Source organism: Limnochorda pilosa, assembly GCF_001544015.1.
In the GTDB taxonomy this organism is placed as follows: domain Bacteria; phylum Bacillota; class Limnochordia; order Limnochordales; family Limnochordaceae; genus Limnochorda; species Limnochorda pilosa.
Genome location: NZ_AP014924.1, coordinates 3,774,294 through 3,796,901, shown reverse-complemented (window position 1 = coordinate 3,796,901; position 22,608 = coordinate 3,774,294). Strand labels below are relative to the sequence as shown.

The 22,608-nt window shown below is 70.9% G+C and carries 25 protein-coding genes; 19 read left to right on the top strand and 6 right to left on the bottom strand.

Going from position 1 to position 22,608, the window contains the following annotated elements; translation table 11 throughout:
• Position 1: 1 nt before the first annotated feature.
• The 3 genes from LIP_RS17175 to LIP_RS17165 form a co-directional block, all read right to left on the bottom strand.
• Complete coding sequence (locus tag LIP_RS17175; protein WP_068141166.1) at positions 2–1,675, bottom strand: formate--tetrahydrofolate ligase; 1,674 nt, start codon at positions 1,673–1,675, stop codon at positions 2–4.
• A gap of 73 nt (positions 1,676–1,748) precedes the next feature.
• Complete coding sequence (locus LIP_RS17170; protein ID WP_068141163.1) at positions 1,749–3,941, bottom strand: hypothetical protein; 2,193 nt, start codon at positions 3,939–3,941, stop codon at positions 1,749–1,751.
• A 23-nt stretch (positions 3,942–3,964) separates the two neighbouring features.
• Positions 3,965–4,915, bottom strand: a complete 951-nt coding sequence (locus LIP_RS17165) for a peptidylprolyl isomerase (RefSeq protein ID WP_158509713.1) — start codon at positions 4,913–4,915, stop codon at positions 3,965–3,967.
• 202 nt (positions 4,916–5,117) lie between these two features.
• On the opposite strand from LIP_RS17165, the gene LIP_RS17160 reads away from it, so the two are divergent.
• The 17 genes from LIP_RS17160 (at position 5,118) to LIP_RS17080 (ending at position 18,010) form a co-directional block, all read left to right on the top strand.
• Positions 5,118–5,330, top strand: a complete 213-nt coding sequence (locus LIP_RS17160; protein ID WP_068141155.1) for a DUF951 domain-containing protein — start codon at positions 5,118–5,120, stop codon at positions 5,328–5,330.
• A gap of 184 nt (positions 5,331–5,514) precedes the next feature.
• Positions 5,515–5,850: a 30S ribosomal protein S6 gene (gene rpsF / locus LIP_RS17155; RefSeq protein WP_198409605.1), complete on the top strand. Its 336-nt coding sequence runs from the start codon at positions 5,515–5,517 to the stop codon at positions 5,848–5,850.
• Between the two features lie 78 nt (positions 5,851–5,928).
• Positions 5,929–6,330 carry a single-stranded DNA-binding protein gene (locus tag LIP_RS17150; protein ID WP_068141151.1) on the top strand — a complete coding sequence of 134 codons (402 nt, stop codon included), beginning with the start codon at positions 5,929–5,931 and terminating at the stop codon, positions 6,328–6,330.
• A 47-nt stretch (positions 6,331–6,377) separates the two neighbouring features.
• Entirely contained in the window at positions 6,378–6,605 is a 228-nt protein-coding gene (gene rpsR, locus LIP_RS17145; RefSeq protein WP_068141150.1) for a 30S ribosomal protein S18, read from the top strand.
• 110 nt (positions 6,606–6,715) lie between these two features.
• Complete coding sequence (locus LIP_RS19090) at positions 6,716–7,036, top strand: MazG-like family protein (protein WP_068141148.1); 321 nt, start codon at positions 6,716–6,718, stop codon at positions 7,034–7,036.
• Entirely contained in the window at positions 7,033–8,049 is a 1,017-nt protein-coding gene (locus tag LIP_RS17135) for a DUF2232 domain-containing protein (RefSeq protein WP_068141143.1), read from the top strand. Before LIP_RS19090 ends, LIP_RS17135 begins: the two co-directional genes overlap by 4 nt.
• A gap of 27 nt (positions 8,050–8,076) precedes the next feature.
• Complete coding sequence (rplI, locus tag LIP_RS17130) at positions 8,077–8,619, top strand: 50S ribosomal protein L9 (protein ID WP_082726515.1); 543 nt, start codon at positions 8,077–8,079, stop codon at positions 8,617–8,619.
• Positions 8,620–8,623: 4 nt separating this feature from the next.
• Entirely contained in the window at positions 8,624–9,553 is a 930-nt protein-coding gene (gene aroE / locus LIP_RS17125; RefSeq protein WP_068141141.1) for a shikimate dehydrogenase, read from the top strand.
• A gap of 141 nt (positions 9,554–9,694) precedes the next feature.
• Positions 9,695–11,311 carry a tetratricopeptide repeat protein gene (locus tag LIP_RS17120; RefSeq protein WP_068141137.1) on the top strand — a complete coding sequence of 539 codons (1,617 nt, stop codon included), beginning with the start codon at positions 9,695–9,697 and terminating at the stop codon, positions 11,309–11,311.
• On the top strand, positions 11,308–12,405 hold the full coding sequence (locus tag LIP_RS17115) for a GGDEF domain-containing protein (RefSeq protein ID WP_068141135.1): 1,098 nt from the start codon (positions 11,308–11,310) through the stop codon (positions 12,403–12,405). Before LIP_RS17120 ends, LIP_RS17115 begins: the two co-directional genes overlap by 4 nt.
• Positions 12,406–12,531: 126 nt before the next feature.
• On the top strand, positions 12,532–13,377 hold the full coding sequence (locus LIP_RS17110) for a DnaD domain-containing protein (protein ID WP_068141131.1): 846 nt from the start codon (positions 12,532–12,534) through the stop codon (positions 13,375–13,377).
• Complete coding sequence (locus LIP_RS17105; RefSeq protein ID WP_082726513.1) at positions 13,367–14,776, top strand: replicative DNA helicase; 1,410 nt, start codon at positions 13,367–13,369, stop codon at positions 14,774–14,776. Before LIP_RS17110 ends, LIP_RS17105 begins: the two co-directional genes overlap by 11 nt.
• Complete coding sequence (locus tag LIP_RS17100) at positions 14,773–15,009, top strand: hypothetical protein (RefSeq protein ID WP_068141126.1); 237 nt, start codon at positions 14,773–14,775, stop codon at positions 15,007–15,009. Before LIP_RS17105 ends, LIP_RS17100 begins: the two co-directional genes overlap by 4 nt.
• Positions 14,981–16,024: a 3D domain-containing protein gene (locus LIP_RS17095; protein WP_082726512.1), complete on the top strand. Its 1,044-nt coding sequence runs from the start codon at positions 14,981–14,983 to the stop codon at positions 16,022–16,024. The genes LIP_RS17100 and LIP_RS17095 overlap by 29 nt, the downstream gene beginning before the upstream one ends.
• A 22-nt stretch (positions 16,025–16,046) precedes the next feature.
• Positions 16,047–16,946, top strand: a complete 900-nt coding sequence (rsmA, locus tag LIP_RS17090; RefSeq protein ID WP_068141122.1) for a 16S rRNA (adenine(1518)-N(6)/adenine(1519)-N(6))-dimethyltransferase RsmA — start codon at positions 16,047–16,049, stop codon at positions 16,944–16,946.
• Between the two features lie 147 nt (positions 16,947–17,093).
• Positions 17,094–17,567, top strand: coding sequence for a ribonuclease H-like YkuK family protein (locus LIP_RS17085; protein ID WP_068142275.1), 474 nt, complete (start codon positions 17,094–17,096; stop codon positions 17,565–17,567).
• A gap of 173 nt (positions 17,568–17,740) precedes the next feature.
• Positions 17,741–18,010 carry a Veg family protein gene (locus LIP_RS17080; RefSeq protein ID WP_198409603.1) on the top strand — a complete coding sequence of 90 codons (270 nt, stop codon included), beginning with the start codon at positions 17,741–17,743 and terminating at the stop codon, positions 18,008–18,010.
• A gap of 89 nt (positions 18,011–18,099) precedes the next feature.
• Here the strand turns inward: LIP_RS17080 and LIP_RS17075 are convergent, their stop codons facing one another.
• From LIP_RS17075 to LIP_RS17065, 3 genes are read right to left on the bottom strand one after another with little or no spacing between them, the layout of a single operon-like run.
• A complete protein-coding gene (locus LIP_RS17075; protein ID WP_068141116.1) occupies positions 18,100–18,774 on the bottom strand; it encodes a hypothetical protein in 675 nt (224 codons plus the stop codon).
• Positions 18,775–18,793: 19 nt separating this feature from the next.
• The gene (locus LIP_RS17070) at positions 18,794–19,747 is read right to left on the bottom strand and encodes a hypothetical protein (protein ID WP_068141114.1); all 954 of its coding nucleotides are present in this window, start codon (positions 19,745–19,747) and stop codon (positions 18,794–18,796) included.
• Entirely contained in the window at positions 19,740–20,156 is a 417-nt protein-coding gene (locus tag LIP_RS17065; RefSeq protein WP_068141112.1) for a LysM peptidoglycan-binding domain-containing protein, read from the bottom strand. The genes LIP_RS17070 and LIP_RS17065 overlap by 8 nt, the downstream gene beginning before the upstream one ends.
• A 106-nt stretch (positions 20,157–20,262) precedes the next feature.
• On the opposite strand from LIP_RS17065, the gene LIP_RS17060 reads away from it, so the two are divergent.
• Together LIP_RS17060 and LIP_RS18715 are read left to right on the top strand one after the other, a co-directional pair.
• Complete coding sequence (locus LIP_RS17060; RefSeq protein WP_068141109.1) at positions 20,263–21,231, top strand: chymotrypsin family serine protease; 969 nt, start codon at positions 20,263–20,265, stop codon at positions 21,229–21,231.
• A gap of 62 nt (positions 21,232–21,293) precedes the next feature.
• Positions 21,294–22,598: a peptidoglycan-binding protein gene (locus LIP_RS18715; RefSeq protein ID WP_068141107.1), complete on the top strand. Its 1,305-nt coding sequence runs from the start codon at positions 21,294–21,296 to the stop codon at positions 22,596–22,598.
• Positions 22,599–22,608 lie beyond the last annotated feature (10 nt).

Genomic DNA, 22,608 nt, shown 5'->3' with positions numbered 1-22,608 from the left:
CCTAGAACAGGCCGGTGATGCGCCCCGAGGCGTCGATGTCCACCCGCTCCGCGGCGGGGTGGGTCGGCAGCCCCGGCATGGTCATGACGTCTCCGGCCAGGCAGACCAGGAACCCCGCGCCCAGCGAGGGGCGGATCTCCCGCACCCGGAGCTTCCACCCGGTCGGGGCGCCCTTCAGGTCGGGATCGTCCGAGAGCGAGTGCTGGGTCTTGGCCACACAAAGGGGGAGTTGGCCCCACCCGTTCCTCTCCGCCTCCCGGACCTGCTTCTGGGCCGCGGGGCTGAGCTCCACCCCGTCGGCTCCGTAGATCTGGGTCGCCAGCCGGTCGAGCTTCTCGGTGATGGGGAGGTTCCAGTGGTAGAGTGGACGGAAATCGGCGGGGCGCTGGTCGAGGGCATCCAGGACCGCTGCGGCCAGCTCCACGCCCCCCTCGCCGCCCCGGGCCACCACGTCTGAAAGGGCGACGGGGACGCCCATCTCCGCGCACCGGGTACGGATCAGCTCCAGCTCCTCCGGCGCGTCGGTGGGGAAGCGGTTGATGGCCACCACCACCGGCAGACCGAAGCGCTGGACGTTCTCGATGTGCCGGATCAGGTTGGGCATACCCGCCAGGAGCGCCTCAGGGTTGGCTTGCTCCACCTCGCGCTTCGACACCCCGCCGTGCATGTGGAGGGCCCGCACCGAGGCCACGAGCACCACCACGTCGGGGGTGAGGCCGGTGTAGCCGTGCACGATGTCGAAGAACTTCTCCGCTCCCAGGTCCGCGCCGAACCCGCCCTCGGTGACGACCAGCTCCGAGAGCCGCAGCGCCAGCTCGGTGGCCAGGATCGAGTTGTTGCCGTGCGCGATGTTGGCGAAGGGCCCTCCGTGGACGAAGGCCGGCTGGCCCTCGAGCGTCTGCACCAGGTTGGGCCGGAAGGCGTCCCGCAGCAGGGCCGCCATGGCCCCGTGCACGCCCAGGTCGCGGGCGTAGACGGGCTCGCCCTCGTAGGTATAGGCGACCAGCATCCGGCCCAGTCGTTCCTTGAGATCCGTGATGCTATCGGCCAGGCAGAGGATCGCCATCACCTCCGAGGCGACGGTGATGTCGAAGCCCGTCTCCCGGACCACCCCGTTCGCCGGGCCGCCCAGGCCGACCACGACCTGCCGCAGCTCCCTGTCGTTCATGTCCATGACCCGCCGCCAGACGACCCGGTTGGGATCGATGCGAAGGGCGTTCCCCTTGCTCAGGTGGTTGTCGATCACCGCGGCCAGCAGGTTGTGCGCGGTGCCCACGGCGTGGATGTCTCCCGTGAAGTGGAGGTTGATCTCCTCCATGGGCACCACCTGGGCGTAGCCCCCACCGGCCGCCCCACCCTTGATGCCGAAGGTGGGGCCCAGCGACGGCTCGCGCAGGCAGACGGTCGCCTGCCGGCCCACCTTGCCGAGGCCCTGGGTGAGGCCGATGGCGGTGCACGTCTTGCCCTCGCCGGCGGCGGTGGCCGTGATGGCGGTGACGTAGATCAGGCGCCCGATGCGGGGCTGCGTGAGCCTCCGCTGGAGCGCCTCCAGGGTAACCTTGGCCTTCGTGCGTCCGTACGGCTCCCACTCGTCGTCCTCCAGGCCCAGGTGGGCGGCGATCTCGCCGATGGGGCGCAGGCTTACGCTCTGCGCGATCTCAATGTCGGTCGGCACGTTGGTCCCCCTTCCCCTCTCGTTCCAGTATACGGCAGCACGCCGAGAGCCACAATCCGGTGCCCCGCCCGCTTCACTCGGATGGGGCCCGCGTCTCGCGCAAGGCCTGGAGCAGCGTGCTCATGGTGGGGATCATGGCCGTAGCCGCCGCCAGGACGCCGGAGTCGTTGACGACCAGCGCGGTAAGCGCCGCCACCAGGGCCGCCTCCACCCCTCGCCCGAGCATGGGGCGCTGGTCCATCACCCGGCGGAAGAGCCCCACGGGGCGGTAGAGGAGAAGGACGAACGCGAGGAGGGTGACGATGAGGACCCGGCTCCACAGGGTATACTCCACGAGCTTCAGGTTAGTGGCCAGCTTGCGACGAGCGGTCTCGACGAAGGGGCCCCAGCCCTCCTGCAGCATCCGAGCCACCAGCTGTCCCAGGTGGGACCGGGCTGGCGAAGGCACCGCCAGGACCTCCACCACGCCTGCCGCGGCCAGGAGACCCAGGGCTCCGGTACCCACCAGCAGCAGCTCGGACCAGCGCGGGGGCCGGCCCCTGAGCCGGAGCCCCAGGTACGCGCTCCCGACCAGCGCGGCGAGGGTACCCCCTACGTTGGCCCCCAGCCCCGGATGCCCCAGAACGACCACCAGGGCCGCGAGCCCGGCGGCCCCGGCCAGACGGGAGAGAGGGGCCCGCTGCCACTCCCAGAGGGCCCCCACGGCCACCAGGGCGCTGCCCACCAGGACGCCCATGTACTCATTGCCCACGCCGTAGTAGCGGGCGCCGCCCAGGGGGTCGTTCCCCAGGAACGCATGGAGCCCCAGGGGCGCCCCCGCGGCCACGTCCACGGCCAGGGCGGCGAACGTGGCGCCGGCCAGCACCGGGAACCGCCACAAGGCTTGTACCCGGCTCCACAGGATCCAGGCGATGGAGCCGCTGAAGAGGACCACCAGCACCAGGTGCACCCACCCGTCGTTGGTGAAAAGGGGCGGTCCCAGCATCGCCAGCGGAGCGGACGCCGCCATGAGGATGCCGAAGTCCAGGACCCGTCGGACCGGATGCGACGGGGACACGTCAGGGGCCAGGGCTGCCAGGACGGCGGCGGCCAGGACCATGCCCGCGAAGAGCACGATGTACGTGTGGAGGACGGGGCGCCGGAGCTGCGACACCCCCAAGGCCGTGCGATAGAAGCGGTCGAGGGCGGCGAAGGGATCCGGGGACGGGACCACCTGCAAAGGACGGCCGGTCCCCTGCCAGTCTCCCGCCGCACCCAGCAGGTGCAGGAGGGAGGGCGCCAGGTCTCCCGGGTCGAGCAGGCCTGGGCGACGGGTGCTGCCCGACGTGACCAGGCCGGGACCCGTCTCCGCGATGAGGATCAGGGGGGCGGGGGCCCGCGCCGGAGCGGAACGGGGAGGCGCGGGGGAAAGGATCAGCAGGGGGCTGCTCTCCGGAAGCCGGGCGGCCACGTGCCCCATCCACGCCACAGCTCCCGCCAGCGCCTCCGCCCGCTGCGACCGGTAGCGAGCGGCCGGCACCAGCGACTCCCAGCGCTCCAACCGCTGCAGATCCCTCCACTCCACCACCAGGAGGTCCGCGTCCCACGCGCCCGCGACCAGGGCGTCCAGGCGGGCCCAGTCGGTACGCTCCACGCCCGGCCACGCGGCGTCCTCCTGCAGGGGTTCCGGAATCACCACCCCCCGGACGATCCGGTCGGATCCCGCCAGGAGTGCCGCCGCCGGGGGACCTTCCCCGGCGGGCGACCCGCCGCCGATGAGGGTCAGGGAGACGCCGGCCTCACGGAGGGCATCCCCCAGGGTGGGGGCCGGTGGTTCCACCGGCGGCATGAGGAGGAGCATACCGGCGGTGTCGGGCACCTGCCGGCCCATGAGGGAGTGCCAGAGCTCGCGGGCCTCGCGCTTCTCCACCCTGGTTTCGGGCGATACGACGGGGGGGAGGGATCCCCTGGGGAAGACGGTCCGGCGGCCCACCCCCAGGCTGAGGTAGCGGCTCCAGGGGTCAGACGGGTCGCGGGGCCCCGCGGTCACCAGCCCGACGGCCGGCCGGCTCCGGAAGGCGCCGAGAGTCTCGCCCGGGGCCGGCCCCAGGTCGTTCCAGCCAAGCCCGTCGGCCAGGACCAGCAGCAACCGGGGTTCCCCTGGTGGGGAGAGCTGGGCCTTCGCGGAGGCCTGGAGCCCCGCGAAGGCCCACAGGATCGATCCCGACAGGAGCGCCAGGCGAAGGAGGGCCCGGCCACGTGTCTTGCCCGGAGCGCCCCGCACCAAGCGCGCCCACCTCCCGGTGGGGCTTAGTCTGCCCCGCCGGAGGCGCCGGGATCAGTGTTCTGCAGCGATCGGTACCGGTCCCACAGGACCGTGATCTCAGCGCCGGAGCGCAGGTTTCCGATCAGCTCGGCAGGTGGTGTGGCCTTCTCCTGAACGAGCTGGTCCCGGATCTGGGCTGCTTCCTCTTCGAGCTTCGCCGGCCGTGCGGCTTCACGCTCGGTCACCTGGATGATGTGGTACCCGAAGGAGCTCTTGACCGGATCGCTGATCTCGTTGACGTCGAGGGCGAAGGCGGCCTCCTTGAAGGAGTCCACCAGGTTGTCGGACTGGCTGAAGAAGCCCACGTCGCCGCCCTTGGCCTTGCTCCCGGGGTCCTGCGACCGCTCCGCGGCCAGCCGGGCGAAGTCGCCGCCCTCGTCGAGGGCCTTCTTGACGGCCTGCGCCTCCTCCAGGGTCTTCACCAGGATGTGGCGCGCCCGCACCCGCTCCGGATGGGCCAGCTCGTCCTTGTGGGACTCGAAGTACTGGGCGACCTCCTCGTCCGTCACCGAGACGTCCTGGGAGGAGAGCCGGTCGACGATCAGGCTCAGGCGCACCTGGCGGGCGAGCTCTTCCTCGTCGAGCCGGTAGGCGTCGAGGGCGGCCTGAAAGGCTTTCTCGTCAGGATACGCGGCCTTGAGGGAGGCGATCTCCTTCTCCACGTCCGCGTCGGCGACAGGCTCTTTCAGGGTCGGGGAAGCCTGCAGGATCAGCGCCTCGGTGATGAGCTGATCCAGGACCTGCTCGCCCGCCGCCCGTTCCAGGGCTGCGTAGAAGGCGTCTCGGGCGATCGGCTCGCCGTTGACCCGGGCGACCACGTCGCCCTCGCCGGCGGCCCGGGCCCATGGAACCAGGCGAGCAAGGGCCAGGATCAGGAGGAGGACCAGGGGCACACCCCACCAGGCCAGGCGCCGATCGCGCAAGCGTGAAACCATGTCCAGCAACACATCCTCTCCGGGGGCGCGTGACCCGAGGGGCCGCGCCATCTGAAGGGTTCTTCAGGGGACGGCCGGCGAATCCTCTCCCCAGTTCCCGTCACCCGCGGGAGAGGATCCTCCCGGGCCCAGACCCTGCCAGCCGGCGGGCCCGGGAGGGCCGCGGCGCGCCGCGGCGAAATGGGGAAGCAGGTGACGAGCGATGCCAACGAAGTTCTACCTGGGCGACGTGGTGCGCCTGCGCAAGCAGCACCCCTGCGGCAGCGACACGTGGGAGGTGATGCGCGTTGGAATGGATTTCCGCATCCGATGCCAGGGCTGCGGACGGGTCGTCATGGTGCCCCGGCCCCGCTTCGAACGAAGCGTCAAGGCGATCCTGAAGCGAGGTATCGACGAACCCGGGCCCTTGGGGTGAGGGCGCCGTGCTGGCCGGGGAAGCCGTGGCCGGCGCCTGTCGGGTCCGACGCCTCAGCTGTGGCCAGCGGCGGCTCGCGATGCCCCCTTCCGTCTTCGGGGGCCGGGTGGTATAATGCACCTGTCTGCCCCGCTCCAGGTCGTGCGCCTGGAGCCATTATGTCCATGGGGAAGGAGGTGCCAGGGTGGCGCGACCGTACGAGTTGATGGTGATTTTCGAGCCCACCTTGGACGAGGAGGCGCAGATCGATCCCCTCCTCGAACGACTCCAGCAGGTGATCGCCTCCCACAAGGGCGAGGTGGACCACCTGGACAAGTGGGGTCGCCGTAGACTGGCCTACGAGATCGACGACCGCACCGAGGGCTTCTACGCCGTCATGCAGTTCCGGGCGGAGAGCGAGGCTACCCGCGAGCTCGACCGGCTGCTCAAGCTCAGCGACGGGGTGGTCCGGCACCTGATCGTGCGGGACGAGGCCAAGGAGAGGGAGCAGCAGAAGAAAGAGGCAGAGCTCCCGTCCTAGCCCGAACCGAGCCGGTCCCTCCTGGGCCACGCCTCCGCCGAAAACGCACGCGTGCCCAGGAAAGGGAGTGAAGCAACCGTGCTGAACCGGATCATCCTGATCGGCAGGCTGGTGGCCGATCCGGACATGCGCTACACCCAGAGCGGGACAGCCGTCACCCACTTCACCCTGGCGGTCGATCGACCCTTCACCAACCAGCAGGGTGAGCGCGAGACGGACTTCATCGACGTGGTCGCCTGGCGGAAGCTGGCCGAGACCGTCGCCAACAACCTGAGCAAGGGGCGGTTGGTGGCGGTGGACGGGCGGCTTCAGGTGCGCACCTACGACGCTTCGGACGGAACCAGGCGGAAGGCCGCCGAGGTGGTGGCCGACACCGTCCGGTTCCTTGACTCGCCGAGGCGGCAGGAAGGCGCCCGCGAGGGCGCGGCGGGCGACGACGCCGAAGCCGCACCCCTGACCGAAGACGACGTCCCCTTCTGAGGCTGTGCCCGGCGGAGACGTCGGGCTCGCGAGGAGGAGAGCGCACGTTGGCACGCAACAACCGGAAACGGCGCAAGAAGGTCTGCGCCTTCTGCGTGGACAAGATCGCGTTCGTGGACTACAAGGAAGCAGGGCGCCTGCGCCGGTTTCTCACCGAGCGCGGCAAGATCCTGCCCAGGCGAATCAACGGCAACTGCGCGCGGCACCAGCGGCAGATGACCCACGCCATCAAGCGCAGCCGCATGATGGCGCTGCTGCCGTACACCATCGACTGAGGGCCGGCCGGCGGGAAAACCCGCCGGCCACGCCGGGTTTTCAGGGAGGCGCGGCAGTCCGCTTCAGCTCCGGCACGGCGGGGGGAGTCACGCCTCAGGAGGTGGCGCGCGTGTCGTCCCCCGGTCTGCAGGGAAGCCTGGCCCGTCACGTGAAGACCGTCGAGTGGTTGAAGGCGGAGCTGGTCGCAAGCGTTGCGTCGCTCTTGCGGGCAAGCCTGGACGGCGACGGAGAGGCCCTGGGCGAGACCCTGGCCACCGTGGTCGTCGCGACCTCGGTGCTGGCCCGGCGGTTGGGCATCGATTACGACGATCTGGAGCGAAAGGTGGCCGCACAGGTGCGGGCCAACATCCAGGAGGAGCACCAGTTGGAACGGTGGTACGGCGACTTCTCAGCGCTCGAGCGACACCTGCGGGAGTCCCGCCGCGGATGAGCCAGCCGCAGGCGTCGCCGGGCGTGCCGCGGCAGCCGGGTTGGCGCCTTGGGCTCCTGGCCCCCGCCGTCGCGCTGGTGGGTCAGCTCGTTCCGCCGTTGCTCCTGTTCCTGCCGGTGCCCCTGGCGGTGCTGACGGACCTGCGGGGTTGGCGGGCAGGGGTGGCATGGAGCCTCGCGGCTGCCGGAGCGGTGGCCGTCCTCCACGGCTGGATGGGCCTCGAGGCCGGGACGCGGGAGACGCTCCCGCTCCTCCTCTCTGGGGCGTTGCTCGTGCTGCTGGTGGCCGGCATGGGTCTGGTAGGCGGCCACGCCTACCGGCGCGACTGGCATCCGGCCTTGTGCCACCTGGCGCCCGCCGTCTTCGCCCTGGGGGTGCTTGCGATCGTGTGGGTGGCCGCCTGGGTTGCCTGGGGCGTGGACGTGGTTCGGCTGGCCGTGGAGTCGTGGCGTTCGGTCATGGAGGAGAGCTTCCTGCGGTCGCTGGAGGCTGGCGGAGCGTCGGCCTCCCAGCTCGAAGCCTGGCGGGCGAACCTGGAGCAGATGGCGCAAGGCGTCTTCCTTCTCTTTCCCGCAGGCCTGGCGGTGACCACGGGCTTCTGGTCCGTGGTGGCCCAGTGGCTGGCGGGGCGCTGGCTCCTGGGGCTCGGGCGGCCCTTGCGCCCGGTGAAGCCATTCGGGCGGTGGCGCTTTCCTTGGATGCTGGCGTGGGGCTACATCGCCGGCCAGCTCCTGCTGGTGGCCGTACGCGCCCAGCGGCTGACCGGGTCCGAGGCGACCCTGCTCGCTCTCGGCCTCAACCTGGTCTTCTTCTTCACGCACCTCTTCTTCGTGGAGGGGCTTGCGGTCGTCTGGTTCTATCTCGAGAAGTGGGGTGTCGGCAAGGGGGGCAGGTGGCTGGTGTCCATCCTTCTGCTCACCCCCTTCCTGCCCTTGGTGGAACCGGTGGCGTGGCTGGGCATGCTGGACGCCTGGCTCGACTTCCGGAAGCTGCAGCGCGAGGGTGGGCCGTAAGGCCTTCCCTCCTGGGAGGGGAACACCGTGAAGGTGATCCTGAAAGAGACGGTGCACGGGCTGGGGGAGAAGGGGGACGTGGTGGACGTGGCCCCGGGCCACGCCCGAAACTACCTCTTCCCCCGCGGGTTCGCCATGGAGGCGACCAGGGGCAACCTGAAGCAGGTCGAGCACCTGCAGAAGGTGCGGGCCCAGGAGCGGGCAAGGGAGGAGAGCCAGCTGCGCGAGCTGGCGGCGCGCATCGACGGTATCGAGGTGTCGATCACGGCCCGGGCCGGAGCCGGCGGGAAGCTCTTCGGTTCGGTCACCGCCCAGGACCTGGCCCAGGCGATCCGGGACTCCGCGGGAGAGGAGTTGGATCGCCGCAAGATCCAGCTGGCCGAGCCCATCAGGACCCTGGGGCGGCGGGAGGTCGTCGTCCGGCTCGCCCCGGGCATCGAGGCCTCGGTGGTGGTCGTGGTCACCGCCGAGGGCGGGCAGCCGCCGGCGGAGGCCTCCGGGGAGCCGGCGGCTGCGGAGGCCGCCGAGCCGCAGGAGCCCGAGCAGGAGCAGGCCCCGGCGGAGGCGTGAGCGCGTGGCTCCGCGCCCAGAGGGCACCCGCCACCCCCGGCTCCTGGCGGTGCTCGGGGATCCGGTGGAGCACAGTCTCTCGCCCCCCATGCACAACGCGGCCTTCCGGGCGACGGGGTTACCGTTCACCTACATCGCCGTCCGTGTGGGGCCGGGTGAGCTCCGGCGGGCGGTCGATGCCCTCCGGGTCCTGGGCGCCCGCGGGGCGAACGTGACGGTACCGCACAAGGAAGCCGCAGCCCAGCTGGCAGAGTGGCTCTCCGCGGAGGCGCGGGAGGCGGGCGCGGTCAACACCCTGGTCTTCGAGGAAGGCAGGGTCCTTGGGTACAGCACCGACGGGGCCGGGTTCTGCCGCGCCTTGGACGAGGTGGCCCACTTCGACCCGGCCGGGCGCCGGGTGGTGCTGCTGGGCGCAGGGGGAGCGGCCCGGGCGGTGGCCCTTGCCCTGGCCGCCCGAGGGGCCGCGGCGGTTCGTGTGGTCAACCGGACGCAGGAAAGGGCCCGGGCGCTGGTCGAGCGGATCCTGGCCTCCGGGAGGGGAACCGAAGCCCGCGCGTGCCCGTGGCCGCAAGACACCCCGGGCTGGGAGGACGTGCTCCGGGGCGGCGACCTGGTCGTCCAGGCCACCAGCCTCGGCCTGGCGCGCTCCGGCCCGGACCCATGGCGTGATCTTCCCTTCCAGGTTACGGCTGGCACCGCGCTGGCGACGGACCTGATCTACGGCCCCGGGGGGAGCCCCTTCCTGCGAGCGGCCGCCCGGGCCGGCCTCCGTACCCTCGCGGGCGACTGGATGCTGCTCTACCAGGGCGCCGAAGCCTTCCGGCTCTGGACCGGCGTCGAGGCCCCGGTGGCCCTCATGCGGTCCGTCCTGGACCGCCTCCTGAAGGGCGGCTCCGATGTCGGGAAAGCCCATGGGGCGCACCTTTCGGGCTAAAGCCAGGAGCCCTGCCCGCCGAAAGAAGAGGTAAGACGTGCGACGGGTGGGGAGGGGATGGGGAGCACTGGCCGCTCGCCCTGGACGGGCTTTGCGCGGCTTCTGCTAGGAACCCGTGCGGGGCGGACCATTCTCAGACTCGTGCCATCAGATGGTGGGATCGAGCTTCTTGCCTCGGTTCGGCCGGCGGCCGCGCTCGAGCTGGTGAGCCAGCTCGCGGCCCGCCGCCCCGGCGACCCGGTGTGGCTCGCCCGCAAGGGTGACCTGCTCCTGGCCTCGGGGCGGCATGGCGAAGCCTTCGAGATGTACCGGCAGTACCTGCCGGAGCATCCCGGCGACCGGAAGCGACTTCGCGCCGTGGTGGCGTGCGGCGTGCAGGGGGGCCTGGAGGCCCAGGTACGGGAACTGCTCGAGACCGTGGCGCAACAGCATCCCGACCGGCCCGACGCGCGCAACTACCTGGGCGTCCTCCACCTGGTCAAGGGGGAGCTGGACCAGGCGGAGGCCGTGTGGCAAGAGCTCCTGGCCGAGGACCCACGCTACGGGCCCGCCCGGGCCAACATGGGGATCATCTATCACTTCCGCGGCCGCTTTGCCCAGGCGATCCTCGAGTTCAAGCTGGCCATGGAGCTCGACGCCGAGTTCGGCCACATCTCCCGGGGAAACCTGGGCAACGCCTACTACCTCCTGGGCCGTTACGAAGAGGCCCGGGAAGTGCTAGAGGGTTTGGTGCGCCAGCATCCGGACTATGCCGAGGCCAGGTTGATCCTTGCCCGCGCCCTGGCCGCCGTGGGCGCTGTGGAGGAGGCCATCGCCCTGCTGGAGACGGTACGCCGGCGCATGAGGCCGGAATACGCCCTCGCGGTGGACACGTCGCTGGCCGAAGACCTGGCGCTCCTGGCCAGGCTCTACCTGCAGCGGGGCGACCTGGAAGACGCGGAGACCGCGTGCCGCCAGAGCCTCGCCGAAGGGCCGGACACCCTCGAGGCCCTGACGCTGCTGGGCCAGATCTGCCTGGCGCGCGGGAAGCCCCAGGAGGCCGTGGATCCTCTGGAGAAGGCCGCCTCCCTCTCCTCGGGTGAACCGAGGGGCGACCTGATCCATCGCCAGCTGGCGCTGGCTTACTACCACGTGGGCCGGGTCGCCGAGGCGACCGAGGCCTTCCGCAAGGCAGGCAGCAGCCCCATGGAGTCCCTGGGCGAAGACGACCCCGATCCGGCGAGGGTCGCCGCCCGCCTGGAGGAGCTCTACCGGCGGCTGGACGCGGAGGGGGAGAGCACCCAGACGCTGCTGGAGGTGGGGCGGCTGCTGACGGCCCAGGGCCGGGTGCGCGAGGCCGTGGCCAGCCTCTCGCGGGCGGTGGCCCTGGCACCCGAGTGGGCCGAGGCCCACTACGAGCTGGGCAAGGCGTACTACCTCAACCTCGAGAACGACCGGGCCGTGGTAGAGTTCAACCGCGCCCTCGAGAAGGACCCCGCCCTGGCTAGGGCCCACACCGGCCTCGGGCTCGTCGCGATGGTCCGGGGGCGGCCGGCGGAGGCCGCCGCCCAGCTCCGGATCGCCCAGGCCATGGATCCCGATGACCCCGTACACCGCGTCAACCTGGCGACCCTGGCGCGCTGGACCGGCCAGTACGACGAAGCGGCGGGCATCCTGGACGAGGTCCTGCGTGAGAACCCGTCGTGCCGTCCGGCCCTGCTGGAACGGCAGCGGTTGCACGAAGCCAGGGAGAAGTCCGGCGTGGGGGTGCGGCCATGAGGCTCTGGACCCGGCGGCGGGAGCGACCGGGCGCGCCCGGAGGGCACCCGGGCCGTACCCACGCGCCTATCGAGACGGGCCTGCTGAAGGAGGAGGTCGAGCGGGGCCTCTTCGACCTGCTGGCCATTCATGAGTTCACCAACGTTCTGTCGCAGGCCACCCAGGTGGGCGAGATCGTGGGGATGCTCGCGGACTCGCTCTTGCGGGTGGTCCCCTACGACGCCTGCGCGATCTTTCTCCGCCCAGAGGGACCCGGCCCCGTGGAGGCGGCCCTGGTGCGGGGGCTTCACTTCGACCTGGAGCCAGGAGGCGCCGATCCTGCGGGGGTTGATCACCCGGTGGGCCTGGTGATGCGGACGGGGGATCCGCTGCTGGTGGCCGACCTGCACGAGCAGCCCCGGTGGGCGCGCCCGGCCTGGGCACACCTGCGCTCACTGGCCGCCATTCCCCTGCTGGTGCAAGGAGAAGTCCTGGGGGTCACCTCCCTCCACCGGCGTGACCCGGGGGCCTTTCACGCCGGCCAGGTACGGGTGCTCCTGGTCCTGGCGAGCCTGGCGGCCATGGCCGTGAAGACGAGCCGCCTCCACGCGGAGACGCTGCGCCTGGCCATCACCGACGGCCTGACGGAGCTCTTCAACTACCGCTACTTCCACGAGCGGATCCGTGAGTACGTGGCCGCGGCCGGCCGCCAGGCCGAGCCACTGAGCATGCTGATGGTCGATGTGGACGCTTTCAAGCTGGTGAACGACCGCTTCGGGCACCAGGTGGGTGACCGGGTGCTGCGGGAGATAGGGGATGTCCTCCGCGCGAACGTGCGCGCCGGTGACATGGTCGCCCGGTACGGGGGCGAGGAGTTCACCGTCCTGCTGCCCGGCACCTCCGCCGAGGAGGCCACCTGGATCGCCGAGCGCATCCGGCAGCAGGTGCGCAGCACCTCGTTCAGCAAGGGTGTCCACCTGACGGTGAGCATCGGCGTGGCTTCATACCCCACCCACGCCGCCAGCGATGAAGACTTGGTCCGCCTGGCCGACGAGATGGCCTATGCGGCCAAGCGCTCCGGGAGAGACCGGGTTACCGTGGCCGCCCACCGCTAGCCCCTCCACCGATTCCGGCCCTCCCCTGGGCCTGGGAGGATTCGCCGTCGCCCGAAGAGAACAGCACGTACGGCAGCGTGCTCACCCCCTAGCCCCGACCCGTGCAGGGACCGTGGAGGCATCCCCATGATTCCATCCGGCCGTCCCGCGGGCGTATACCTGTGGGACGAGGCCGACTCGGCCTTGCTGGTGCCCGAGCGGCTCATCACCGAAGACCAGCGGCGCGTCGGCCCGGGTCCCCTGGCCCTCTGGGTCTCCCTCCGCTACCTGGCCCTCCGCGAAGCGCCTGTGCCGGATCCGATCCAGCGCCTGGTAGAGCTCACGGGCCGAACGCCCGAGGAGGTGCGGCGCGACCTGGACCGGCTCGAAGCGTCCGGCCTGCTCGAGCGAGAGGCCCGCGGCTGGCGCCTCCTCAGCGGGTCCGGGTCTTCTGAGGGTGCCAGGAGCCGGCCGGAACCTCCAGGCCCGGCGGCGGCGCCGCGCCCCGAGGACGGCGAGGCGGGGGCCGACGAACCTCCGGGCGCGGTCCCGGTGGACGAGGCCGCCGACCTCCAAGCGGTGGTGGCCATCTACCACAAGTGGATCGGGCTCCTGGGGGAGGCCCAGTACGAGCGGCTGCGCTACTGGCTTGAGACCATGGGCATGAGCGCCGACGTCATCGCTGTGGCGGTACGGCAGGCTGCGGTTCAGGCGCCCCGGCCCCGAATGAGCTACGTCGAGGGTATCCTGCGCAACTGGTACAACGACGGAGTTCGCACCCTGGAAGACCTGGCGGACAAGGGCCAGCTGGACGAGCTTCTGGACGTACCCGGCCGGCGCGGCAGTCAACGGGGACCCGGCGCGCCCTTCGGGCGGCCCGCGCGCCCGCCGGCCAGCCGGCTGCCCGAAGGCGCCGCCAACGCCTCGGCCTACCGCCCCGTGGACCCGGGTCAGGTGGCTCGATGGAAGGAGCTCTACCCCGATGAGTACTGAAGTCGTTCCCCAGCCCGCAGGCCCCCCGGGCGCGGCCCAGCGAGGTCGTCTCAGCGACCCTGAGGCCGAGCGGCGGGTGCTGGGTATCCTCATCCAGTACCCCGAGCAGGTGGATCGGGTCATCGACCGGCTGAAGCCGCACCATTTCCAGGACCGGGTCACCCGGCGGGTCTTCGAGGCGATCCTTACCCTCTATGGAGGCCACGGTCGCCTCTCCTACAGCCGTGTCTACGATCAATTGCGCAAGGAACGGGCTTTCCCCGATATCGAGCGGGTGCTCCTGGACCTCACCGAAAGCTTCACCAGCCCGGGGGAGCTGGAACCCAGCACGGAGCTCCTCCTGGCCGCGTACGCCCGCCGGCGCCTGCTGGAGGCGGCGCAGGCCATCGAGCAGATGGTGCTTCAGGAGACCGAGGGCACCGTGGCCGAGTACCAGGCCCGGGCCCAGGAGATCATCTTCGAGGCCGCCCAGGAGGCGGCGGGTCTGGAAGAGGAAGTGAAGGACCTCATGGAGATCCTGGGCCGGTGCTACGTGCGGCTCATGGAACGCCGCGAGGGCACCCATTCCTACGGGCTCCTGGTGCGTTATCCCGCCATCGACTACCTGACCACCGGCTTCAAGGCCAAAGACCTCATCATCCTGGCGGGGCGCCCCTCTATGGGGAAGACCGCGCTGGCCCTCAACTTCGCGGTGAACGTGGCCAAGCGCAAGGTCCCCGTCCTCATCTTCTCCCTCGAGATGGACGACGAGCAGATCGGGGACCGCATCGTGATCAGCGAGCTCTTCCGGCTGCACCAGACGGGGACGCCGGTCTCCTCCCTGGAGTACTCCACGCGCATGGACGATGCCAAGTTCGCCCAGACCCAGAGCATCTTCAACGAGCTTTACCCGCTGCCGATCAAGGTCATCGACCGGCGCGGCCTCACCACCGCCGAGATGCGGGCCAAGGCGCGGAAGGTGAAGGCGCAGAACCCGGGCCTGGGGCTCATCGTCATCGACTACCTGCAGCTCATTCGCCCGCCCCGGGAGAGCACCAAGAACTGGGCGCTGGTGGTGGGCGACATGGTGCGTGAGATCCGCGACCTGGCCGGAGAGCTGGACCTGCCGGTTATCCTGCTCTCCCAGCTGAACCGCGGGGTGGAGTCCCGGGAGAACAAGCGCCCCGTCATGTCGGACCTGCGGGACTCGGGAAACATCGAGGAGTTCGCGGACGTCGTGATCTTCCTGTACCGGGACGACTACTACTACCCGGAACGGGCGCGGGAGCAGGGGACCGAGGGCGAGGTCGAGGTGATCGTCGCGAAGCAGCGGAAAGGGCCCACCGGCTCCGCGAAGCTCCGGTTCATCCGGGAGTACACGCGTTTCATCGAGGTCACACCCGAGGAAGAGCCGCGATGACGCCCGACCTGGAGGCCGAACGCATCAAGATCCGCTTCATCGGCGCCTACGAGCGGCTTCAGCAACGGGGGTTGATCACCGAAAAGGAGCTTGAGGAGGTCATCCAGCTCCTCGACCGCCTGGACGAGGTGGACGAGGCGCAGCTCCGAACGACCCTGGGCCGGTTTCAGGCGCTGCAGGAGCCGCCCGGAGGGGGGAGACGGAATGACGGCAGCCCGCAGCCGGAAAGCTGACGGGAGTCCCCTGGGCTCAGCCGGATGGCGCGGCATACTGAAGGGTGTGGTGCTGGTCGCGGTCTTGGGGGGCCTCGCCGCCGCCGCCCCAGGTTGGGCCGTGAAGGAGGTTACCGTCAGCGTTGACGGCACCCGTCTCACCCAGGCCACCCTCAAGCCCACGGTGGCAGGCGTCCTCGCAGAGGTTTCCGTGGAGCTGGGCGACGACGACCGGGTCTACCCTGGCCTGACGGCACCCGTCACCCGGGGGTTGCTCATCGAGGTCCGCAAGGCGTTCCCCGTGGCGCTGAGGGTGGGAGGCCGCGAGGTCCGGCTGCAGACGGCGGCCTCGACCGTCGGCGAGTTGCTGCGCGAGGCGGGGGTCGAGCTCGGCGCTCTCGACGAGGTGACGCCGGCGCTCGACACGCGGCTTCCCGGTCCCGCGACGGTCCAGGTGGTTCGCGTGCGGCTGGAAGAGCGGTGGGAGGAGCAGACCGTTCCCCACGACGTGCTGCGCTGGGCCGAGCCCACCCTGGCCGCGGGCTCGACGCGGGTCATCCGGCAGGGCCGCGATGGGCTCGACCGGGTTCACGTCGAACTGCGATTTGAGGACGGGAACCTGGTAGAGCGCCGGGAGCTGGCCCGCGAGCGGGTGCAGGAACCGGTGGCGAAGATTGTGGGGATCGGCCAGCGGCAAGGGGGGGCCCAGGTCGTCCGCACACCCCAGGGCCCCAAGCGGTTCAGCCGGGTCCTGGAAGTGCTGGCCACGGCGTACACGCCCGGGCCCGAGAGCACGGCCCCGTACACCGACGGCCTCACCGCGACCGGCGTGGTGGCGCGGCGGGGCGTGGTGGCCGTGGATCCCACGGTCATCCCCTTGGGAAGCCACCTCTACATTCCGGGGTACGGGCTCGGGGTGGCCGCCGACGTGGGAGCCGCCATCAAGGGGCGGCGCATCGATCTCCTTTACGAGGACCTGGGTGAGGCGTTGCGGTTCGGACGGCAGTATGTGAAGGTGTACGTCCTGGACGAGTAGGCGGGGGGACCTGACGACCGGCGTGGGTGACCTGGCGAGCCCGGCGAGGATCCGGCAACTGGCGGCCGAATACGGCCTCCGGCCCAACCGCCACTTGGGCCAGAACTTCCTCATCGATGGCAACATCGTTCGGAAGGTGGTGGCGGCGGCCGAGCTGCGGGGTACCGAGACCGTCGTGGAAGTGGGTCCCGGCTTCGGCGCCCTCACCCAGGAGCTCCTGGCGAGGTCCGGTCTGGTGGTCGCCGTGGAACGTGACCCCATTCTGGCTCGGGCCTTGCGCGACCACCTGGGGGCAGACCCACGGCTGGTGCTGGTGAAGGCCGACGCCCGGACCGTCCGCTGGAACGAGCTCCTGCAGTGGGCGATCGAGCAGCGGCAGGAGCCAGGCCCATGGGCGCGAGGGCCTGAGGAACCCCGGCCGAAGCTGGTCGCGAACCTGCCCTACGCGGTGACGGCCCCTGTGCTGGCGGGCTTGCTGGAGAGCGAGGTCCCCTGGGAGCGCGGCGTGGTCATGGTGCAGCGGGAGGTGGCCGAGCGGATCACGGCGGTGCCCGGGAGCCGGACGTATGGGGCGCTCAGTTGCCTGGTGGCCTACCATGCAGACGCCCGCCTGGTGGCGCGGGTGCCAGCGACGGTTTTCTGGCCCCGGCCTGAAGTGGAGTCGGCGGTGGTACGCCTTGAGTTTCGCCCGTACCCGGGGATGGAAGCCCTTCCTCGCGACAGCCTGTTTCGGGTGATCCGGGTCGCCTTCGGGCAGCGCCGGAAGACCCTCCGGCAGGCGCTTAGGGGAAGGGGCGGCTTCTGGTCCCGGGAGGCGGTCGATCAGGCCCTGGAACGGTCCGGTATCGATCCGGTCCGCCGCGCCGAAACCCTCGACCTGGCGGAGTACGCCCGGCTGACCCGCCAGCTCCTGGGTGAATGACCAAGGGCTGGTGCAGGAGGCAGGGAAAGGTCAGGACATGCCCTGGGGACGGGAGGCCTCCTCCTTACCCCCGATTCCTTGCGGGTTCGCGCTCTTGGAAGTATAATGACCCTGCAAGCAGTCGATACGTTCGGGCCGGTGGTGACCATGACCTTCATAAGCCCCAGCAAGGGGCGGATGGGCTTCGACGAGGCGTTTGCCGACCTGATCGCCTACGTCCACGAGCAGCCCGACAACCGGTACAAGATCATCGTCGGCACCGACTCCCAGGTGACCGACGGTGAAACCTGTTTCGTGACGGCCCTCATCGTATACCGGCACGGGAAGGGCGCGCGGTACTACTATACCCGTGAGAAGGAATCCCTGGGCCGGTCCCTCCGGCAGCGCATCTTCTACGAGACCTCGCGCAGCCTGGGGCTTGCCAGCCGCCTGGCCGAGAAACTGGCCGAGAACGGCTACGCCGACCTGAACGTCGAGATCCACCTGGACGTGGGTGAGAACGGCGAGACGAAGGACCTCATTCGGGAAGTCGTGGGCATGGTCTCGGGCAGCGGCTTCGACGCCCGCATCAAGCCCGACTCCTACGGCGCCAGCACCGTGGCCGACAAGTACACCAAGTAGCGCACGGCCGCAAGGGAGGTGGCCGGGAGCCTGCGGCTCCCGGCCACGGTTTTTTCTTCACCTTGTGCTTGACACGAATTCGAGCCCTCTGCTATAATACGCGGTTATGTTGACACGAGCCCCGGCCTGTGGTAGAATACGACCAGTTCCAGAATGCCAGGAAGGTGATGCCCTTGGCGATCGACCGGACCAACGCCCTGGAGGAGATTCGGGCTCGCGTCGAGGCGTGCGTCGGCAAGCGCGTCAAGGTACGGGCCAACCGGGGGCGTCGCAAGGTGATCGAGACCGAAGGGGTCATCGAGCGCACCTACCCCAAGCTCTTCGTGGTGAGACTCGAAGGCTCGGACTCGGTGCGCCGGCTCTCCTACACCTACGCCGACGTCCTGACGGAGACGGTGGAACTTACCGTCGACGAGAACAGGGTCGGTGTCGTCAACCTCTGACCCAATCCTCTTCCCGCTCGCACGGACGTCTCTTCCCACATGGTGGCAAGGGACGTCTTCTTCTATTCCACGACGAGGGGTGCCGCGCCTCAGGCGCGGGCTCCCGGAGGTCCGCCCGCTGACCTTGGATCTCCCGCCCGTCCCCGGGGCCCGCCGGGCGCAGCGCCCAGGAGCCCTTCCAGGAGCTTGGATGCCTTCTCCTTCAGCTCGGCCTTCTGGCCGGCGTTGAGTCCGGTTGCGATGCGCCGCAAGGCCTCGGTCATCTCCTCGCCCGCGCTCGCTTCCACGCCCAGGGACCGCAAGAAGCTTGCCGACTCGGGATCCAGCTTCTGTCCCTGGGCCAGGCCCATGGGATCCTCCCCTCCCGCAGCCCCGCGCTGGACCAGAGAGGCCAGCTCGCTCACGGACGGCTTCCGGCCCGGGGAGGCTCCCGACCGATCCTCGTGTCCGCCCATCACGGCTTGCACTCCTTTCACCTGCCTCCAGAGGGTCAAGATCTTCGCGAGAGGCCCGGACGGGGGTCCCATCGCCTCCAGGAGAGGCGCCAGGCGATCCAGCCATTGGAGCCACCCGTCCAACGGCACGCCTCCACCGCCTGGGGGCGCGAACCCGGCCGCCTCCATCTCCCGGCGGCGACCGGCGGTCGCGCTCCGAAAGACCGGCGCTTGGGCCTGGCACCAGGCGGCTTCCTCCTGGGCCAGAGCGCGGCGCTCCTCGAGGATGTCGATCTCCCGTGCGATCCTCTCCGCTTCCAGGGGCTGCAAGCGCCTTCCCTCCCTCAGGCTATCCAGCGGCAGGAACCTCGGGAAGAGGATCAGGGTCCCGTTCGGCCCCGTCGGCCGGGGGTTCGTTCGGTTCCGGCTCCACCGTGTCCACGAGCGCGGCGCCCTCGCGCCACCCTGCCAGCACGACCGCGGCGGTGGTGGGGTAGAGGCGGGGCACGGTCGCAGACGACGGGACCTCACGCGTCACGATCACCCGCGAGAACGCGAGCGGATCCAGGAAGAGCCCCCGCGTCCCCACTGCGTCCCGGTAGCCGAGAAGGCCGTCGCCGTCCGAATCCAGGGGGCGCACACGCCTCTCCCAGAGGGCCTGGAGCCGGGCCAAAGGCGGATCCGCCGGTACCTCGGGCAGCACCGTCGCCCGGCCGACGAAGAGGTCCGTGAGGATCTGCAGGGCCAGGCCTGACGGCAGGCCGCGGGCGGCTCCGAGCTCCGGCGCGTCCGGATCCCGGGGGGCGCCCGGATCGTCGGCGAGGGGAGGCGGCGGCTCGCCCCACCCCTCGGGTAGCCAGAAGCACCAGTTGCTGAAGTCGTTCAGGAACCAGCGCGCTCCGGGTTGACGGCCGGTCTCGTCGGTACCCCACGCTCCCGCCCGCACCGCGAGCCACACGGTGTTGGGAACCCCCGCGGCCGGTAGGGGCCGCGGCCGCTGCCCGTCCAGGGTGAAGACGGACCCGGGCCGGTTCGCCTCGGGATGGACCCGCGGCAGGGCCTCCAGATCGGCAGGATCCACGCGTCGCGGCACCCGCACGTCGGCGACCAGCCAGGTCTGGTAGTACCCTCCCTCGTTGTTGACCATGCGCAGCCGCTCCGCCCTGGTGAGGCCGGCGCCGGTACCATCGGCCCACAGACGCAGCCGGAACTCGCCCCGCGCACGCGCCGCCGGCCCGCCGGGGTGGGTGTAGGGGTGTGCCTCGGGCGGGGCGAGAGGGAAGTGCAGGACCTGGCTAGCCATCCGCGTCCTCCTCGCTTCCGCCCTCGGGGTCGATCTCCCACACGGGCCTCACCAGCCGGCATGGCACGCAGACCCACTCCCCGGGTACAAGGGGCCCGGCCTCCACCAACCCGTTGGCCGCCAGGAGCGCCGAGGGATCCGCCACGTTGTAACGGGCCACCAGCCCGGACCAGTCTTCACCCCGGCTCACCTGGTGCCAAAGCACGGGCTCTTCGGAAGAGAGCGCCGCGGAGGCCTCCACCGACAGGCTCCCGCGGTGGTCGTTCTGGACGGGCGGCCGCCCCTGAAGATCCGGCGCGGGGCGGCCGTGGTCGGCTCGCCAGATGCGCCAAGCCTCTCGACGCGGCGCGACCCGATGCTCCTCGCTCCACCGCACCTCGTTCAGCCCCCAGCCGATCTCTGCTCCCATACCCTATGCCTCCGGTACCGGCGGGGACGCGCCAATCAGGAGGTGGGGTCTAGGCCGCCCAGGCCCCACCGGCCATAGGCTGCCGGTGGAAAGGAAGGCGGCGCCCATGGACCTGCTGACCATCCTCCGGAAGAACCGGCGGCACATCCTCCAGCGGCCCAACGTGGTGGGGTGCGGGCTCGGCTGGAAAAACCAGCGGGGTGGCTCCACCGGGACCCGGGCCCTCTGCATCTACGTGGAGCAGAAGCTGCCCCCCGAGGAGCTGAGTCCCAGGGCCATGGTGCCTGGGCGGGTTGAGACGGCGCTCACCGACGTCATCGAGGTGGGGCGGGTGCGCGCCCTCTCCCTGCGCACCCGGAGAGTACGGCCGGCCCCCGGCGGCGTAAGCATCGGCCACTACCACGTGAGCGCAGGCACTCTCGGCGCGATCGTGCGCGACCGGACCACCGGCGAATGGCTCATTCTTTCCAACAACCATGTCCTCGCCGGCGGCACCGACGGCCGGGACACCCGGGCGCGCGCCGGCGACCCTGTCCTTCAGCCGGGCGCGCACGACGGCGGCACGGTGGAGCGCGACCGCATCGGTGAGCTGGTGCGGTTCGTGCCCCTTCAGCGTCGAAGGGCCCCGGCGTCCTGGTGGAGCCGTGTTCTGGGCGTCGCCCGGGGCCTGCCGGCGGAAGCGGTGGGGGTGGATGCCAACCTGGTCGATGCCGCGGTGGCCCGCCCGAACGAACGGGCCTGGGTCTCGCCCGAAATCCTCGGTCTCGGGCGGATCCAGGGAGTCGTGGAGGCGGAGCCGGGGATGCGGGTAGCCAAGTCGGGGCGGACGTCGGCGGTCACCCGGGGCGAGGTGCAGGCGACCCACGTGACCATGAAGGTGTACATGTCCGACACGGACCCCGTCTGGTTCGAGGAACAGATCCTCACCACCCCCATGGTGGAGGGGGGAGACTCGGGGTCGCTGCTGGCGAGCGGCGACCGGGCGGTGGGCCTGCTCTTCGCCGGCTCGGATCGCGCCTCCCTCGCCAACCCCATCGGTGCGGTGCTGGATGCCCTGAACGTCGACCTGGTCTAGCAGGGAATCCTGCCGCCGGTCGTCTCATACGGTGGGATGGGACGTGGGAGGGAGGCTCGCCCGTGCACCCACCGTGGGGACACCACCGCCGCGTCCTGGCGCTGGGAGCCCGCGGCCAGGCGGTCCGGACCCTGCAGGAAGACCTGGCGCGCCTGGGCTTCGACCCTGGCCCCATGGACGGCCGGTACGGGCTCCTCACCCGCCAGGCCGTCCGGGAGTGCCAGCGGCGCTACGGCCTCTTCCCTGACGGCGCGGCGGGGCCGGACCTCTTCCACCTGTTGCGCGAGCCGGCCGTGCGTCTCGGGGGGCAGCACGTTGTCCTGGGTGTCGTCGATCCCGCGCTCCCCTTCTCGCTGGAGCGCTGGGCCCGCGCCTACCCCTTCGCCAGCGCGGTCGTGCGGCCCACCCGGTTCGACCCTCTGCAACCGGGGCAGCCTCGGGGGGCGGGCGCGTGGGCGGAGGAGCTGGAGCAGGCCGGCGCGGGCGAGGCGGGCGTGCCCCCCTGGGCCTGGCGCATCACCCGCGGCCCGGCCCTCGAGACCCGTGAAGCGCCCGAGACCCAGCCCGCAAGGACGGAAACCGGCCCGGCTCCGGCGGAGACGCGAAGCGCTCCGGGCCGGCGGGCCCGGCGCGAGCTGGTCTCGGCCATCCTCCGGGTGGTGGATCGCTTCCATCCCATCGCGGTCGACGTGGACCTGGAACCGGTGCTGCCTGGAGATGGGCGGCGCTGGTTGAAGCTGCTCGCGGCGCTCCGCGAGGCCCTGAGTCGCCGGGGCGTCCTGCTCCTCGCCACGCGCGACCTGGCCCGGCGCCCCTCCATCTGGCCGGCCTGGGCCGATGACCTGCCCGACGGGCTGTTGGCGCGCAACGTCGATCTTCTGGTGCTGGCGCGCAGGCCCCTCCCGGGGGAGAGCCCCCCGAGCGCCGCGGGGGCGGCCGCGCTGGATCCCGTCTTCTCTCGCGCAAGCCGGTCCCCGAGCTACAAGGTGCTGGTGGAGCTGCCGCTGGGAGCCCTGCAGTGGACGCTTGGACCCGACCGTCCGCTGGAGGGCCCGGCCGTGCTCTCGTTCCGCGCCGCCCGGGTGGAGGCCCTGAAGCACGCGCGCCGGTTGCGCTGGGACGACCGCTGGGGCGCGCTCACGTTCCAGGTGCGGCACGGCTCGGACGAGCAGCAGTACTGGCTCCCCTCGGCCCGCAGCGTGGAGCAGGTGCTCCGGCGGGTGGCCCGAGCGAGGCTCGCGGGGGTCGTCCTGGCAGCCCTGGGGGGCGAGGACCCGCGCGCCGGCCGGGTGCTTCCTGGGCCGCTGAGCCCCTGGCACCCGGGAACGCGGGGCTCCGCGGACATACCCCCGGCCGTGGGCGCATAGACCTTGATGG

What these genes read in the sequence shown, in the direction of transcription:
- LIP_RS17165 (WP_158509713.1), bottom strand. Translation starts at nt 4,915, where the DNA reads ATGGTTTCACGCTTGCGCGATCGGCGCCTGGCCTGGTGGGGTGTGCCC.
- LIP_RS17160 (WP_068141155.1), top strand. Translation starts at nt 5,118, where the DNA reads ATGCCAACGAAGTTCTACCTGGGCGACGTGGTGCGCCTGCGCAAGCAG.
- LIP_RS17135 (WP_068141143.1), top strand. Translation starts at nt 7,033, where the DNA reads ATGAGCCAGCCGCAGGCGTCGCCGGGCGTGCCGCGGCAGCCGGGTTGG.
- LIP_RS17115 (WP_068141135.1), top strand. Translation starts at nt 11,308, where the DNA reads ATGAGGCTCTGGACCCGGCGGCGGGAGCGACCGGGCGCGCCCGGAGGG.
- LIP_RS17110 (WP_068141131.1), top strand. Translation starts at nt 12,532, where the DNA reads ATGATTCCATCCGGCCGTCCCGCGGGCGTATACCTGTGGGACGAGGCC.
- LIP_RS17105 (WP_082726513.1), top strand. Translation starts at nt 13,367, where the DNA reads ATGAGTACTGAAGTCGTTCCCCAGCCCGCAGGCCCCCCGGGCGCGGCC.
- LIP_RS17100 (WP_068141126.1), top strand. Translation starts at nt 14,773, where the DNA reads ATGACGCCCGACCTGGAGGCCGAACGCATCAAGATCCGCTTCATCGGC.
- LIP_RS17095 (WP_082726512.1), top strand. Translation starts at nt 14,981, where the DNA reads ATGACGGCAGCCCGCAGCCGGAAAGCTGACGGGAGTCCCCTGGGCTCA.
- LIP_RS17085 (WP_068142275.1), top strand. Translation starts at nt 17,094, where the DNA reads ATGACCTTCATAAGCCCCAGCAAGGGGCGGATGGGCTTCGACGAGGCG.
- LIP_RS17070 (WP_068141114.1), bottom strand. Translation starts at nt 19,747, where the DNA reads ATGGCTAGCCAGGTCCTGCACTTCCCTCTCGCCCCGCCCGAGGCACAC.
- LIP_RS17065 (WP_068141112.1), bottom strand. Translation starts at nt 20,156, where the DNA reads ATGGGAGCAGAGATCGGCTGGGGGCTGAACGAGGTGCGGTGGAGCGAG.
- LIP_RS17060 (WP_068141109.1), top strand. Translation starts at nt 20,263, where the DNA reads ATGGACCTGCTGACCATCCTCCGGAAGAACCGGCGGCACATCCTCCAG.